Source organism: Achromobacter ruhlandii (genome assembly GCF_002082135.1).
Classification (GTDB): Bacteria; Pseudomonadota; Gammaproteobacteria; order Burkholderiales; family Burkholderiaceae_B; genus Achromobacter; species Achromobacter ruhlandii.
Genome location: NZ_CP017433.1, coordinates 1,064,939 through 1,078,278 on the forward strand (window position 1 = coordinate 1,064,939; position 13,340 = coordinate 1,078,278).

Here is a 13,340-nt window from a genome sequence, read left to right on the forward strand (position 1 = left end):
GAGATAACCGTCATGACGCTTCCCGTTTTTCAGCTGCGACGCAATGCGTTCGGGCGTTTGGTGTTCCAGGGCGCCGACGGCGTCGCGCACGAAGGCGTGATTCCGGTGCGGGCCTTTCCGATCAGCGAGGCCGATCGCGGGCTGTCGCTGGTGACCGGCGAAGGTCGCGAACTGTTGTGGATCGAACGGCTGGCCGATGTGCCCGCCGCCGAACGCGCCCTGATCGAAGAAGAACTGGCCGGGCGTGAATTCATGCCCGAGATCCGCAAGCTCGCCAGCGTGTCGACCTTTGCCACGCCCAGCGTCTGGAAGGTGGAGACCGACCGCGGGGCCACCAGCTTCACGTTGCGGGGCGAGGAGGACATCCGCCGCCTGAGCCCGCAGACGCTGCTGATCGCCGACAGCCACGGCATTTTCTACCTGGTGCGCGATATCCTGTCGCTCGACAAGCACAGCCGCAAGCTGCTGGATCGCTTCCTCTGACCGGTCAGTCCGGAGCCGCGCGCTTGAATGGCGTGTGGGCCTCGAGCTCGCCCAGGTAATCGTCCACGGCGGCGGTTTCCTCATCCAGAAAGTGCTGGATCGCTGCCGCGAAGCGCGCGTCGGCGACCCAGTGCGCCGACCAGGTGGGCGTGGGCAGCAGCCCGCGCGCCATTTTGTGTTCCCCTTGCGCGCCGCCCTCGAAGCGCGTCATGCCATGGGCAATGCAATAGGCGATGGCCTGCAGGTAGCAGGTTTCGAAATGCAGCCCCGGCACGTATTCCGTCGCGCCCCAATAGCGCCCGTACAGCGTGTCGCCGCCCGCCAGGTTCAGGGCGGCGGCCACCGGCTGGCCGTCGCGCTCGGCCAGGATGAGCACGAAGGCATCGGGCTGGTCGCGATAGGCGCGCAGGAAGAACTCGCGGCTCAGGTAGGGCGGATTGCCGTGGTTGAAGTAGGTATGGCAATAGCACTGGTAGAAAAAATCCAGGTCGGCCGCCTCGATCTGCCCGCCGCGCAGCCAGCGGAACGCCAGCCCGGCCTGCGCCACCTTCTTGCGGTCCTGGCGGATCTTCTTGCGCTTGTCGTGGCTCATTGTGGCCAGGAAGGCGTCGAAGTCGGCGTAACCCGGGTTGGTCCAGTGGAACTGGACGCTTTCGCGCACCATGAAACCGGCCTCGCGCAGAGCGCGCAGATCGGCCACGGCGGGAAACAGCAGGTGCAGCGAGGACACCTGGATCTCTTCGGCGAAGGCCACCAGCCCGCGCACCAGGGTATCGCGGTCTTCGTCGCTGGCGGCCAGCAGGCGCGGGCCCGAGACCGGGGTGAACGGCACGGCCGCCAGCAGCTTGGGATAGTAGCGCAGGCCATGGCGCTCGAAGGCGTCGGCCCAGGCGTAGTCGAATACGTACTCGCCGCGCGAATGCGATTTCAGATAGAGCGGCACGGCGCCGGCCAGCGCCGCGCCGCGCCACAGCATCAGGTAGTGCGGCGACCAGCCGGTGCGCGGCGCCGCGCAGCCGCTGTCGTGCAGGGCGTGCAGGAAGGCGTGCCGCAGGAACGGCTGGTCGCCGGCCAGCGCGTCCCACTGGCGGGCGTCGACGCGGGCAAGGTCGGTCTCGATGGTCAGGCGGAGCGGCGAATCCATGGACGAATGATAAAGTCTTCGTTGGCGCGTGGCGCACCGCGCCTGATGAGTGCGCAGGGTTATTGTCTTGCGGGCGGCGCGGGGTCGCCACGCAGCGGAAATTCTCATGGACAGCAATTCGATCCTTTCCCCGGGCGGGAGCGGCCCGGACGGCGGCGCGGCCTGCCTGCGGGCGCAGGCGCTGCAAGCGCTGGCCGCCACCGGCTGGGCGGACAAGCTGGCGCGGGTGCGCGCCATCGGCGCCGATGCGCCGCTGGATGGCGCGCGGCGCTATGTCGCGCATGCCGCCCTGCCGGGACGGCCCGCCGCGCCCGCGCTGGTATCGCCGGCCGAGGTGCCGCAGCGTTCCATGGCCACGCTCGAGGGCCGCGCCGCGCTGCTGCACGCCTTGGCGCATATCGAGTTCAACGCGGTCAACCTGGCGCTGGATATTCTCTGGCGCTTCGCGGGGATGCCGGATGCCTTCTACCGCGACTGGTTGCGCGTGGCGCATGAAGAGGCCAGCCATTTCGAACTGCTGAACCGGCGCCTGGCCGACCTGGGCTACGCCTATGGCGATTTTCCCGGCCACAACGGCTTGTGGGAAATGGCCGAGCGCACCTGTGACGACCTGCTGGCGCGGCTGGCGCTGGTGCCGCGAACACTGGAGGCGCGCGGGCTGGATGCCTCGCCGCTGATCCGCAACAAGCTGGCGGGCGCCGGTGATGCGCAGAGCGCGGCCATTGTCGACATCATCCTGCGCGACGAGATCGGCCATGTGGCGATCGGCAATCATTGGTACAAGCATCTTTGCGCCGAGCAGGGCAGGGAGCCCGTGGCCTGCTATGCCGAACTGGCCGCGCGCTACAAGGCGCCACGCCTGCGCGGACCCTTTAACCTGCAGGCGCGGCGCGCCGCCGGCTTCGACGAGGCCGAGCTGGCCGCGTTGCTGGCTTGAGGATGCACGCGCATGGAAATCGTGATCGATGCGCTGCTGACGGGCGCGGTGCGCCCGCTGGGCGATTCCGGCCGCGACAGCGGCATCGACAAGCATCCGGCGGCCGCGCCGCTGTGGCTCGGCGCGCACGGGCTGCGCGGCGATGAACAGGCCGACCGGCGCTTCCACGGCGGCCCCGAGAAGGCGCTGCACCACTACGCGCGGGAACACTATGCGGCCTGGCTGCGCGATCTGGGCGAACGCGCCGTGTTGCGTGCGCCGGGCGCGTTTGGCGAGAACCTTTCCACCACGGGCATGACCGAGCACGACGTCTGCGTCGGCGACACCTATGCCGTGGGCCAGGCCCTGATCCAGGTGTCGCAGGCGCGCCAGCCGTGCTGGAAGCTGAACCACCGTTTCGACCACGCCGGCATGTCGGCCCGGGTGCAGGCCAGCGGCAGGACCGGTTGGTACTACCGCGTGCTGCGCGAGGGCTGGCTGGCGCCGGGCGATACGCTGTCGCTGCGTGACCGGCCCTATCCCCAATGGACGCTGGCCCGCATCCAGGACATTCTCAACCGCCGGGTGCTGGACGTGCCCACGCTGACCGAGCTGGCCGCGCTGCCGGCGCTGTCGCCCAACTGGCGCGCGCTGTTCGAGAAGCGCGCCAGGCTGGGCCAGGTCGAAGACTGGCAACGGCGCCTGCAAGGCGACGCGGCCGATCCCTCCACAGGAACCTCCACGACATGAAAATCCGCTATACCGCGTCCCTGGCGGTCTTCGCCCTGGCGCTGTCCAGCGGCGCCGCGCAGGCCGCGGACGCCTTCGCGACCTGCCTGGCGGGCCTGCGCGCGCCCGCGGCCAAGGCCGGCGTGTCCGGCGCCACGTTCGACAGGCACACCGCCAGCCTGGCGCCCGACATGGCGGTGATCGGCCTGCTTGATGCCCAGCCCGAATTCAAGACGCCGATCTGGGATTACATGGCGGCCCTGGTCGATGACGAGCGTGTCGCCGACGGCAAGGACAGCATCGCGCGCTGGCGCGCCGAGCTCGATCGCGCCGCCTCGCGCTACGGCGTGGATCCCGCCACCATCGCGGCGGTGTGGGGCGTGGAGAGCAATTACGGCCGTACCCTGGGCGGACGGCCGCTGCTGACGTCGTTGTCGACGCTGTCGTGCTTCGGCCGCCGCCAGGCCTATTTCCGCGGCGAGTTCTACGCCACGCTCAAGATCATCCAGGACGAGCATATCGATCCGGACAAGCTCAAGGGCTCGTGGGCCGGGGCCTTTGGCCAGACCCAGTTCATGCCGTCCACCTATCTGCGGCTGGCGGTGGATTTCGACGGCGACGGCCGGCGCGATCTGATCGACAGCGTGCCGGACGCGCTGGCGTCCACGGCCAATTTCCTCAAGCGCGCCGGCTGGAACAGCGGGCTGGACTGGGGCTACGAGGTCAGGCTGCCGCCCGGCCTGGGCACCGCCGGCGCGGGACGCAAGAACAAGCGCCCGCTGGCATTCTGGCGCGGCCAGGGCGTGACGCGCGCCGATGGCACGCCGCTGCCGCCGGGCGAGACGCCGGCCGGCCTGCTGCTGCCGGCCGGCCCCCAGGGGCCGGCCTTCCTGGTGACGCGCAACTTCGACGCGCTCTACTCGTACAACGCGGCCGAGAGCTACGCGCTGGCGATCGCGCACCTGTCCGACCGCCTGCGCGGCGGCGGGCCGCTGGCGCAGGCCTGGCCAACCGACGATCCGGGCCTGTCGCGGGCCGAGCGGCGCGAGCTGCAGCGGCTGCTGATTGCCCGGGGCTATGAACTGGGCGAACCCGATGGCATGATCGGTGAACGCACCCGCGAGGCCTTGCGCGCGGCGCAGCGCGCGCTGGGCCTGCCCGCCGACGGCCGCGCCGGCCAGAAGGCATTGCAGGCGCTGCGCGGCGCGGGCTGAGGCGCAGGCCAGTCCGCGGCAAAGGACAAGTTTTGCAAAGATCGGGGCCGGTATCCGTTGGATGACGGTGTCCGCGGCGCCATGGGCCTATACTGGATTTCCGATTTTCCTGGAGTACGGCGATGAGTCTATTGGATACCTTGGCCTCGATGGCCGGAGGCGGTCAGCAAGGGGGCTCGGCCTCGTTGCTGCCGGCCCTGATCGAACAACTGAACAAATACCCGGGCGGCCTGTCGGGCCTGATCGCCAGCTTCCAGCAGGGCGGCCTGGGGGAAATCGTCGCATCGTGGATTGGCAAGGGCCAGAACCTGCCGGTCAGCGCCGACCAGCTCGGCCAGGTGCTGGATCCGGGCGTGGTCAACGAACTGGCCGCCAAGACCGGCCAGGACACCGGTTCGGTGCTGGGCTCGCTGTCCTCGCTGTTGCCGCAACTGATCGACAAGGCCACGCCCGAAGGCGCCGTCCAGCCGGGCCAGTCCTTCAACCCGACCGACCTGCTGGCATCGCTGTCGGGCCTGTTCGGCAATCGCGGCTGATTCCGGCAAGGATTGTTCCCCTGACGCGCCCGCGGCTTCAATCCCTCGCGCGCCGCCGCCTGCTGCAGGCGGCGGCGCTGGGCGCGCTCATCCCGCTGGCGGCCTGTGCACCGCCCATCTCGCTGAATGCGACTTTCCTGCAACTGTGGCTCAGCCACCGGGACCTGACGCGTGACGAATGGCGCCGCCGCCTCGCCGCTTGCCGGCGGCTGGGCTGCCGCGAGCTGTTCCTGCAGTGGGTCGGCCTGGAAGGCGGCCGGCCGGATGACTGGATGGCGCCGCCATCGATGCTGGACATCATCTTCGAGGAAGCCGACCACAACGGCCTGGGTGTGCACGTGGGCCTGCCCTATGACCAGCGTTGGTGGAACGTGCTGGCCGCGCCCGACGACACGGCGCTGGCGTCCTACCTGGACCATACCCGCGACCGTGGCGTGGCCTACATGCGCACCGCCGCCTGGCCCAAGCGCCGCAATTTCCGCGGCTGGTACGTGCCGTACGAGCTGGAGCAATACAACTGGGCCCGGCCCGAGCGCCAGGCGCTGCTGGTGCCGTGGCTGGACGCTTTCACCCGCGCCTCGCTGGCCAGTTGTCATCGCATTCCGTCCATTTCGACCTACCACAGCCGGCTTGCCGGGGACGGCTCGTTGATGCAGCTATGGTCGCGGGTGCTGGACGCGGTGCGTATCCACCCCATGATCCAGGACGGCGTGGGCGTGGCGGGCCTGGCCAACTACCGGGCGCTGGAGCCGCTGCACGACATGCTGCTCAAGCGCCGCGCCTCGTTCGACCTGATCATGGAGCTGTTCGAGGAACTGCCCTCGGGCAGCACGGACGGCACCACGTTCAAGGCGCGCTCCGCCGATTTCGGCCGGGTCAAGCAGCAGTGGGATGTGGCGCGCGGCTATGGCGCCAAGCGCATCGTGGCATTCACGATGGACCCGTGGGTGATCGGCGATACGCCCGAGGCCCGCGCGCTCAGGGATGCCTGGATGGCGGCGCGCGTCTGAGCCCGCGGGCGCTCAGAGGAAGCTGCGGCCGATGATTTCCCGCATGATTTCGCTGGTGCCGCCGAAGATGCGCAGCGCGCGCGCATCGACCCAGGCGCGGCCGATGCCGTATTCGGCCATGTAGCCATAGCCGCCGTACAGCTGCAGCAGGTCGTCCAGCACCGCGCCCTGCATTTCGGTGGCGTTGAGCTTGGCGATGGCGGCGCTGGTGGCGTCGAGTTCACCCGCCATGTGGCGCGCCAGGCAATCGTCCAGGAACACCCGCAGCATGGTGCTCTGGGCGCGCGCGCTGGCCAGCTTGAAGCGCGAGTTCTGGTAGTCGAACACCCGGCGGCCGAATACCTTGCGGTTGCGGGTGTAGTCGGCGGCCTCGTCCAGCATGCCCTCGAGCGAGGCCCCGGCGCGCAGAGCGATCGCCAGGCGTTCGCGCGCGAGTTCCTGCGTCAGGTATTCGAAAGCGCCATTTTCCTGGCCCAGCAGGCAATCGGCGGGCAGGCGCACGTCATCGAAGTACAGCTCGCAGGTGTCCTGGCAGTGCTGGCCGATCTTGTTCAAGGCCGCGCCCTTGGTGTAGCCGGGCAGGCTTTCCTCGACGCAGAACAGCGACAGGCCGCGCGCGCCGAGGTCGGGGTCGGTGCTGGCCAGCACGATCGCCAGGCCGGCGTTGACGCCGTTGGTGATGAAGGTCTTCTGGCCGTTCAGGATGTAGTGGTCGCCCTCACGGCGGGCGCGCGTGCGCACCGCCTTCAGGTCGCTGCCCGCGTCGGGTTCGGTCAGGGCGATGGCGCCGATGATGTCGCCGCGTGTCATGGCGGGCAGCCAGCGTTCCTTTTGCGCGGTCGTGCCGAAGGCGTTCAGGTAGGGCGCGACCATGTCGGAATGGATCGAGAAGCCGATGCCCAGGAAATTGGCGCGCGCCAGTTCCTCGATCACCACGACGGCATGGCCGAAGTCGCCGCCGAGCCCGTAGGGCTCGGGCAGGGCGCAGTTGAGCAGGCCTTCCTCGCCGGCGCGGCGCCACAGCGCGCGCGGCACGATGCCGGCCTTTTCCCACTCGGCGTAGTGTGGCGCGATCTCCTCGGCGACGAAGCGCCGCACCTGGTCGCGAAAGAGTTCGTGGTCGTCCCGGAATACGCGGCGCATGCGGCCTCCTTACTTGCTATAGGGGTCGGTGGCGCTGGTCTGGCCGTGCAGCGTGGGCGCGGTGGCGCTGCCGGTGAGGAACAGGCTGTAGTGGTCGCCTGGCTGCAGGGCCGGCAGCGCCAGCGAGGGCGACAGCACCGTGCCGCAGCCGGCCGCCAGCGTGGCGCTGACCGGGTTGATGGCACGCGCCGCCGAGGCGCCCGGCTTGATGTCCTGGAACAGCACGGGCCCGGTCGGGCTGACTTCGAGCCTGGCGCCGGGGCAAGCGGCCGCCAGGTTGTAGAAACGCAGCTCGGCCTTAAGCGCGTCCTGCGCGCCGTTGCTGTCGTCGATCGCCACATAGGTCACGTTGACGCCGTCGCGGCGCACCACCAGCGAAGTGAACGTATCGGGCTTGACCTGCAGGCTGGCGGCCGGCTTGCCGTCGATCAGCAGGTTGAACGGCTGGTTGCCCTTGACGATGGCGTAGGTGCTGGCGGGCTGGGTCGGGCTGATCTCCTGCGACGGGCCGTTGGCGATCTGCACGCGCACGGGGCCGGTTTCCGGATTGATGACGCGCACGAACGACGAGCCCGCCGGAGGGCGGGCGGCATACAGTTGGGCGAGCACGCCTTCGGCCTGGGTGGCGCCAGCGGCGGTGGCCAATGCCAGCGCCAATGCCAGGGCGGGGAAAGGGATGCGACGGGTCATGCTTGCGGCTCCGGTTTCTTGCTGAGGCGGGCGTCGAGGTACATGCGCTCGAGCTGTTTGCGGTCCGCCTTGTCGGTGCTGGTCGTCGGGAAGCGATGGCAGGCTATCAGCTCGGACGGGATCATGTAGGGGGGCAGCCGGCGGCCCAGTACGGCCTTCCAGTCGGCCAGCGTCGCGGGCAGGGGCTGCAGGCCCTCGGGGCCGGCTTCGGCCGGTTCGACGAATCCTATGAGACGGATGATAGTGCCATCGGGCCGCCGCAGCGCGACGGTGGCCCCGGCGCGCGCGCCCGGCAGGGCGGCGATGGCGGCGTCAATCTCGGCCAGTTCGATGCGGTAACCGTGCAACTTGATCTGGTCGTCGATGCGGCCGCGGAACGTCACCAGCCCGCGCGCGTCGATGTCGCCGAGGTCGCCGCTGCGGTACCCGCGCTTGCCGTTGCGCGTGAACATGCGCGAGGCATTCAGGTCGGGACGGTTGAGGTAACCGCGCATGACGTGATCGCCGGCGATGCTGATCTCGCCGTTCTCGATGAAGACCTCGGCATACGGCTTGGCGCGGCCGATGGGGAAGGGGTTGGGCGCCTCGGCGCGCAGGGCCGGGTCGATCTCGACCCAGGTGGTGGAGCAGGTCGCCTCGGTGGGACCGTACGAGTTGATGATGCGCACATCGGGAAAGCGCTGCCATAGCTCCTCGGCCAGCGTCGGCGTGAGCGACTCGGCGCCGAACACGAAGACGCGCAGCCGCGGCAGATGGGCGTGGTCGAAGTCCGGGTTGAACAGCTGCTGGCGCACGAACGACGGGGTCGAGGCCCAGACATTGATGTGCGTGTCGGCCAGATATTGCACGAAGCGGTCGCGCTGGGCGATGGTCTCGCGCGGACACAGGACGCAGGCGCCCCCCAGTTCCAGCGCGCCGACCCAGTTGAACAGCGAGAAGTCGAAGCTGAACAGCATCTGGTCCATGAATGCGGGCGCCGCGCCCAGGTCCAGGCAGTCGCGGATCCAGCCGGCGAAGAGGCTGACGCTTTCGCGTCCGATCTGCACGCCCTTTGGATCGCCCGTGCTGCCGGAGGTGAACATGATGTAGGCCAGGCCGGCCTCGGCCAGCGGCGCGGGGCTGGCGCAGCCGGCGGCGAAGGTGCGGGCCTGGGCGTCATAGCGCAGGCCGGCGCGCACCAGTTCACCGATGCGGGCGATGCGTTCGGGCGGGTTGATGACGTCGACCGGCACGAATGGCACCCGCAACCGCAGGCAGCCCAGGATCGCCACCAGGAAGGCCGCTTCCTTGTGGCCGGAAATCACCAATGGCACGCCGGCGGTGACGCCGGCGCGCAAGGCTTCCTGCTCCCAGGCCAGCGTGGCGGCCCGCAGCGCGTCCCAGGTTAGCGTGCCCTGCGCGTCGACCACCGCGATGGCATCGGCGCCGACGGACGTGTCGGCGAAATCGTAGGCATTGAAATCGAAACGCATGGTGCTGCCCCCAGGAGAATCGTCAGGCGCGGGCGCGCTCCGCGATGAACGTGGCCAGCGTGTGCACCGATTCCAGGTGCACGTCGATCTCGGTCGGCGGGATCTTGCAGCCAAACTGGCGTTCCACCGCCAGCGCCACGTCCACGGCGGCCAGCGAGTCCACCAGGCCGGAATCGATCAGCAGGGTGTCGGGATCGACTTTGGTGAGGATGATGCCTTCGATGAGGTCGGCCACCTTGGTTTCGATTTCTTTGATGTCCATCGCGTACTCCGCGACCGCGTCGCGGTCAGAATTGGAAATAGAGGAACCGGGTTTCCTTGTGCAGGTTAACCAGGCAGAAGAACAGCAGCGCCAGCATCACGGCCAGCCAGGCCAGGTTGGGGCGCCAGCGCATCCAGGGCGAGGGCGCTTCCTGGGGCTTGAACAGCGCGGGCGAGTAACGGCCCAGGATCTGGTGCGCGTTCGGCGCGAACCAGGCGATGCCCAGCAGCACCACAGCATAGATCAACTGCAGGTGATGGCCGACCAGCACGCGCCAGGCATCGCCCCAGGCCAGGCCGCTGACGTGGGTGGCCAGGTCCAGCGTTTCCACGCCGCGCAACCCGATCATGCCCTGCATCAGCAGCATGGCGTCGCCGACGCCGTGGGCGCGGAAGAAGGCCTGCGCCACCAGCACCGCGACAAAGGTCAGCAGCACGCAGGCGGCACGCTTGACCACATTCAGGTTGCGCGCGGCGGCGGGCTTGCGGCCGACCACGAAGATGCGCCAGGCGTGGTTCACCGACAGGTACATGGCATGGAGCAGGCCGAACACCAGGAACTGGAAACCGGCGCCGTGCCACACGCCCGCCAGCGCCATCGTGAACAGCGTCGGCGTGACGATGCTGGCCAGGAAGCCGCCCGCCGTGGCCACGCCCTGGGCGCCGACCGGCAGGTTACGGTCGGTGCGCCACTTCGAGACGGCCATGGCCACCGGATAGTAGAGATAGGCGGTCAGGTAGCGCGTCAGCGTCATATGCCAGCGGGCCCAGAACTCGATGATGCTGCCGGCCTTGTAGGGCGAGTTGAAGTTCAGCGGGAAGCGGATGCCGAACATCTTGGCCAGGCCCAGCGCCATGTCCGAATAGCCGGAGAAGTCGAAATACAGCTGCAAGGCGTAGCACAGGCTGGCGCCCCACGAGCCCCAGAACTGCAACTCGCCCGGCGCGGCGAAACCGGCGTCGGCGTAGGGCGCGATACCGTCGGCCAGCAGCACCTTCTTGGCCAGTCCGATCACGAACAGCATCCCGCCCACCGACAGGTTCTCGGCCTTGAAGCGGTAATTCTCGGGTTGCGCGAACTGCGGCATCATCTCCTTGTGATGCAGAATCGGGCCGGCGATCAGATGCGGGAAGAAGGTCACGAACAACACGTAGCTGAGCAGGCTGCGTTCCTTGACCACGCCGGCGCGGCAATCCAGCAGATAGCCGATCTGCGTGAAGGTGAAGAACGAAATGCCCAGCGGCAGGATGATCGCGTCCATGGTCGAACTGGTCATGCCCAGGTCGGTCAGGAAATTGAGCAGCGTGGCAAAGTACTTGTAGTGGAACAGCAGCGCCAGGTCGGCGCCCACGCCCAGGCCCGTGATCAGCCCCTGCAGCTTCGGCCGCGCCGCCGTGTGCAGGATCAGCAGGCTGACCAGGAAGTTGAAGGCGATCGAACCCGCCAGCAGCACCACGAATTGCGGATTCCACCAGCCGTAGAACACGAAGGACGTCAGGCACAGCCACAGCGCCGCCAGCCGCAGGTTGAAGCGGCCCGCGCCGTAGTACACGGCCAGCGTGACGGGCAGGAAGATCAGCAGGAACAGATAAGAGTTGAATAGCATCTCGGGTCAGGGCAGTCGGGCCAGCACGGATTTTTCGTCGTCGGTCAGCGGCAGCGACAGCGCCATTTCCGAAAACTCCCAGATCACCAGCTTCAGGCTCTTGGGCCATTGCTCGAGTTGCTTGAGCGCCACCAGCAAAGCCCCGGAAAACTGCCCGCCATCCAGGCTCAGGTTCCAGACCTCGCGGCCCAGCCCCATGCCCAGCCGCTCGGCGAAATTGCTGCGACGGCCGTTGGAGCTGCCGGCCAGCAACACTTCCACCGGTGGCGTGTCGTCGAGCAGCCCGCCGCCGCGCACCGGTTCGATCTTCTGCGGCGCGGCCAGGTCCAGCTCGGGACGCCAGCCAGGCCGTGCCTGTTCCAGCCCGGCCAGCACGATCAGGTCGCCCATGCGCGGCCGCGGCGCGCCCGCCGGATCTTCCTTGAAGGCCTGGGCGCCCGAGCCGCCCAGCAGCGGCAGCGCGGCTTGCGCCACGCGCGCGGCGGCGGCCTGCGCGCCGGTGGCGTTCATGTGCACGTCTGTGCGGAAGTAGCGCGGCGCCTCGGCCTGCGCCAGGGCATCGCGCAGATCGACGAACGGCACGCCCTGCGCGCGCAGCGCGGCCTGCCAGTCGTCCAGCGTGCGTCGCATCGGCAACGATACGGTCTGGCCGCACAGGTGATCGGCCTCGATGCGCGATTTGTCGGGCACGGCGACCACCAGCACCTGCACCTGACGCTGGCGCAGTTGGTCGACCCAGTGGCGCATCAGGCGCAGGCGTTCGTTGAATACATGCACACCGGGTTGCGGGCGCAGGCCATCACGATAGAACAGCCATTGCGGGCAGCCCATCGCGACCTGGTCGCCCAGGTCGCCGAGCACACGGTAGCGGATCGCCGCGTTCCAGGTGTTGACCGCGCCCTGCGCCGGCAGGCGCAGCGACTGGTTCAACGCGGTCCCCGCGGTGCCGTTCATCCAGGCGGCGGGCGCGACATCGGCGGCGCTCAGCCTGGCCTGCGCCAGGCACCAGGCGCCCCAGCCCAGGCCGAGCGCCAGCAGCACGCCGATCACGATCGCGTTGCGCCGATGGCCCGATTCGGGCGGCGCGGTCTTCTCCGCTTGCGCCACGGCGTTATTGCCCCACCGCCGCCTTCATGCGGCCGCGCCAGGCGTCGGCGGTCATGATGGAGGCGTTGTCCCACAACCCCTTGGCGTCAGGACCCTGCGCATAGGTGGGCTCGAACATCTGCCACACCAGCACCTGCGGCTTATTCTGCTTGAAGGCGGGCGATTCCAGGTACTCCAGCAGCATGATCCAGTGGCCGACGTTGCCCGGTTTCCAGTTCACTGAAACGGGCCGGTCCAGCACGTTGGACAGTTTCTGCGGAAAGCCGAAGTATGGCTGCACCATACTGTGGCCGGTCACGTGCACCGGGGCGGGCGCGTCATCGATCAGGCTCTGGTTGTCGGCCTGGCGGCGCACGGTGAAGGTCTCGCGCCCGGCCTGCTTGCGCTGGTCGGGCGTCAAGAACAGCTCGGCCAGGTCGCCATAGCGGCGTTCGTTGACCACGCTGCCCAGCGCCATGCCGGTGCCCGGCTTGCCGGCCAGCGTCTTCACGTCCTGCTTGATGCGCTGGGCCAGGGCCTCGGCGGTGGCGTCGGCGGCGGCCTGGGTCCAGTGCTGGTCGGTGCGGTAGAACACGTCCTGGCCGCCATCCTTCAGGCGGCGCAGCACCGCCTCGTCGTCGATGGTGGAGATGCCGGCGGCCTTGAGCTTGTCCTGGATGGTCTGGTAGCGCTTCTTGACCTCGGCGCTCAGCGCCGTGCCGTCCGGCAGCTTGTCCTGGTAGAACAGGGTCTTGTCGGGCAGGACCAGCACTTCCAGCTGGACGCCCTTGGCGGCGAGCGCGTCGCGGGTCTCGCGCACCAGCTGGGTGGCGGCGTCGATGCCGCGCGTGTCCACCTGGGTCAAGCTGCCCCAGCCGGGGAACAGCCAGTTATCCTTGCCCTGGATGACGATGGACGAGGCCTGCTGCGCCTGCGAGGCGCCGGCAGCCAGCGCCAGCAGCGCGCCGCACAGGGCCGACGCCAGGCGCGGACGGCGGGTCAGGGATGGGGTCGGGGTAGTCATGTTGATGGATTCCTTCATGAATGCG

Annotated in this window: 14 protein-coding genes; 6 read left to right on the forward strand and 8 right to left on the reverse strand. The window is 68.7% G+C overall.

The genetic code is table 11. The annotated features are described in order from the left end of the window. The first annotated feature begins 12 nt into the window (after window positions 1-12). Window positions 13-483: a cyanophycin metabolism-associated DUF1854 family protein gene (locus AruCF_RS04790; protein WP_049072299.1), complete on the forward strand. Its 471-nt coding sequence runs from the start codon at window positions 13-15 to the stop codon at window positions 481-483. A 4-nt stretch (window positions 484-487) separates the two neighbouring features. Here the strand turns inward: AruCF_RS04790 and AruCF_RS04795 are convergent, their stop codons facing one another. Then, the gene (locus AruCF_RS04795; protein WP_049072300.1) at window positions 488-1,627 is read right to left on the reverse strand and encodes a GNAT family N-acetyltransferase; all 1,140 of its coding nucleotides are present in this window, start codon (window positions 1,625-1,627) and stop codon (window positions 488-490) included. 106 nt (window positions 1,628-1,733) lie between these two features. On the opposite strand from AruCF_RS04795, the gene AruCF_RS04800 reads away from it, so the two are divergent. The 5 genes from AruCF_RS04800 (at window position 1,734) to AruCF_RS04820 (ending at window position 6,032) form a co-directional block, all read left to right on the forward strand. Next, window positions 1,734-2,564 (forward strand): ferritin-like domain-containing protein, encoded by an 831-nt coding sequence (locus AruCF_RS04800; protein WP_049072301.1) that lies wholly within the window; start codon window positions 1,734-1,736, stop codon window positions 2,562-2,564. Window positions 2,565-2,576: 12 nt separating this feature from the next. Next, on the forward strand, window positions 2,577-3,293 hold the full coding sequence (locus tag AruCF_RS04805; protein WP_049072302.1) for an MOSC domain-containing protein: 717 nt from the start codon (window positions 2,577-2,579) through the stop codon (window positions 3,291-3,293). Further along, complete coding sequence (locus AruCF_RS04810; protein WP_144419091.1) at window positions 3,290-4,486, forward strand: lytic murein transglycosylase; 1,197 nt, start codon at window positions 3,290-3,292, stop codon at window positions 4,484-4,486. Before AruCF_RS04805 ends, AruCF_RS04810 begins: the two co-directional genes overlap by 4 nt. A 122-nt stretch (window positions 4,487-4,608) precedes the next feature. After that, window positions 4,609-5,022, forward strand: a complete 414-nt coding sequence (locus tag AruCF_RS04815) for a YidB family protein (RefSeq protein ID WP_049072304.1) — start codon at window positions 4,609-4,611, stop codon at window positions 5,020-5,022. Window positions 5,023-5,165: 143 nt separating this feature from the next. Further along, a complete protein-coding gene (locus tag AruCF_RS04820) occupies window positions 5,166-6,032 on the forward strand; it encodes a DUF4434 domain-containing protein (RefSeq protein ID WP_269449565.1) in 867 nt (288 codons plus the stop codon). Window positions 6,033-6,044: 12 nt separating this feature from the next. On the opposite strand, the gene AruCF_RS04825 is transcribed toward AruCF_RS04820, so the two are convergent. From AruCF_RS04825 to AruCF_RS04855, 7 genes are read right to left on the reverse strand one after another with little or no spacing between them, the layout of a single operon-like run. Further along, window positions 6,045-7,175, reverse strand: coding sequence for an acyl-CoA dehydrogenase family protein (locus tag AruCF_RS04825; RefSeq protein ID WP_049072305.1), 1,131 nt, complete (start codon window positions 7,173-7,175; stop codon window positions 6,045-6,047). A gap of 9 nt (window positions 7,176-7,184) precedes the next feature. Beyond that, window positions 7,185-7,865 (reverse strand): alginate O-acetyltransferase AlgF, encoded by a 681-nt coding sequence (locus AruCF_RS04830; protein ID WP_049072307.1) that lies wholly within the window; start codon window positions 7,863-7,865, stop codon window positions 7,185-7,187. Then, window positions 7,862-9,337, reverse strand: coding sequence for an AMP-binding protein (locus AruCF_RS04835; RefSeq protein WP_049072308.1), 1,476 nt, complete (start codon window positions 9,335-9,337; stop codon window positions 7,862-7,864). The genes AruCF_RS04830 and AruCF_RS04835 overlap by 4 nt, the downstream gene beginning before the upstream one ends. Window positions 9,338-9,359: 22 nt before the next feature. After that, complete coding sequence (locus AruCF_RS04840) at window positions 9,360-9,599, reverse strand: acyl carrier protein (protein WP_049072309.1); 240 nt, start codon at window positions 9,597-9,599, stop codon at window positions 9,360-9,362. Window positions 9,600-9,624: 25 nt separating this feature from the next. After that, window positions 9,625-11,205 carry an MBOAT family O-acyltransferase gene (locus AruCF_RS04845; RefSeq protein WP_049072311.1) on the reverse strand — a complete coding sequence of 527 codons (1,581 nt, stop codon included), beginning with the start codon at window positions 11,203-11,205 and terminating at the stop codon, window positions 9,625-9,627. 6 nt (window positions 11,206-11,211) lie between these two features. Next, window positions 11,212-12,312 carry an alginate O-acetyltransferase AlgX-related protein gene (locus AruCF_RS04850; protein WP_049072313.1) on the reverse strand — a complete coding sequence of 367 codons (1,101 nt, stop codon included), beginning with the start codon at window positions 12,310-12,312 and terminating at the stop codon, window positions 11,212-11,214. 4 nt (window positions 12,313-12,316) lie between these two features. Next, window positions 12,317-13,315 (reverse strand): alginate O-acetyltransferase AlgX-related protein, encoded by a 999-nt coding sequence (locus AruCF_RS04855; RefSeq protein ID WP_053086038.1) that lies wholly within the window; start codon window positions 13,313-13,315, stop codon window positions 12,317-12,319. Window positions 13,316-13,340: the final 25 nt, after the last annotated feature.

What these genes read in the sequence shown, in the direction of transcription:
- AruCF_RS04840 (WP_049072309.1), bottom strand. Translation starts at nt 9,599, where the DNA reads ATGGACATCAAAGAAATCGAAACCAAGGTGGCCGACCTCATCGAAGGC.
- AruCF_RS04835 (WP_049072308.1), bottom strand. Translation starts at nt 9,337, where the DNA reads ATGCGTTTCGATTTCAATGCCTACGATTTCGCCGACACGTCCGTCGGC.
- AruCF_RS04810 (WP_144419091.1), top strand. Translation starts at nt 3,290, where the DNA reads ATGAAAATCCGCTATACCGCGTCCCTGGCGGTCTTCGCCCTGGCGCTG.
- AruCF_RS04845 (WP_049072311.1), bottom strand. Translation starts at nt 11,205, where the DNA reads ATGCTATTCAACTCTTATCTGTTCCTGCTGATCTTCCTGCCCGTCACG.
- AruCF_RS04855 (WP_053086038.1), bottom strand. Translation starts at nt 13,315, where the DNA reads ATGACTACCCCGACCCCATCCCTGACCCGCCGTCCGCGCCTGGCGTCG.
- AruCF_RS04795 (WP_049072300.1), bottom strand. Translation starts at nt 1,627, where the DNA reads ATGGATTCGCCGCTCCGCCTGACCATCGAGACCGACCTTGCCCGCGTC.
- AruCF_RS04800 (WP_049072301.1), top strand. Translation starts at nt 1,734, where the DNA reads ATGGACAGCAATTCGATCCTTTCCCCGGGCGGGAGCGGCCCGGACGGC.
- AruCF_RS04790 (WP_049072299.1), top strand. Translation starts at nt 13, where the DNA reads ATGACGCTTCCCGTTTTTCAGCTGCGACGCAATGCGTTCGGGCGTTTG.
- AruCF_RS04825 (WP_049072305.1), bottom strand. Translation starts at nt 7,175, where the DNA reads ATGCGCCGCGTATTCCGGGACGACCACGAACTCTTTCGCGACCAGGTG.
- AruCF_RS04805 (WP_049072302.1), top strand. Translation starts at nt 2,577, where the DNA reads ATGGAAATCGTGATCGATGCGCTGCTGACGGGCGCGGTGCGCCCGCTG.
- AruCF_RS04815 (WP_049072304.1), top strand. Translation starts at nt 4,609, where the DNA reads ATGAGTCTATTGGATACCTTGGCCTCGATGGCCGGAGGCGGTCAGCAA.
- AruCF_RS04830 (WP_049072307.1), bottom strand. Translation starts at nt 7,865, where the DNA reads ATGACCCGTCGCATCCCTTTCCCCGCCCTGGCATTGGCGCTGGCATTG.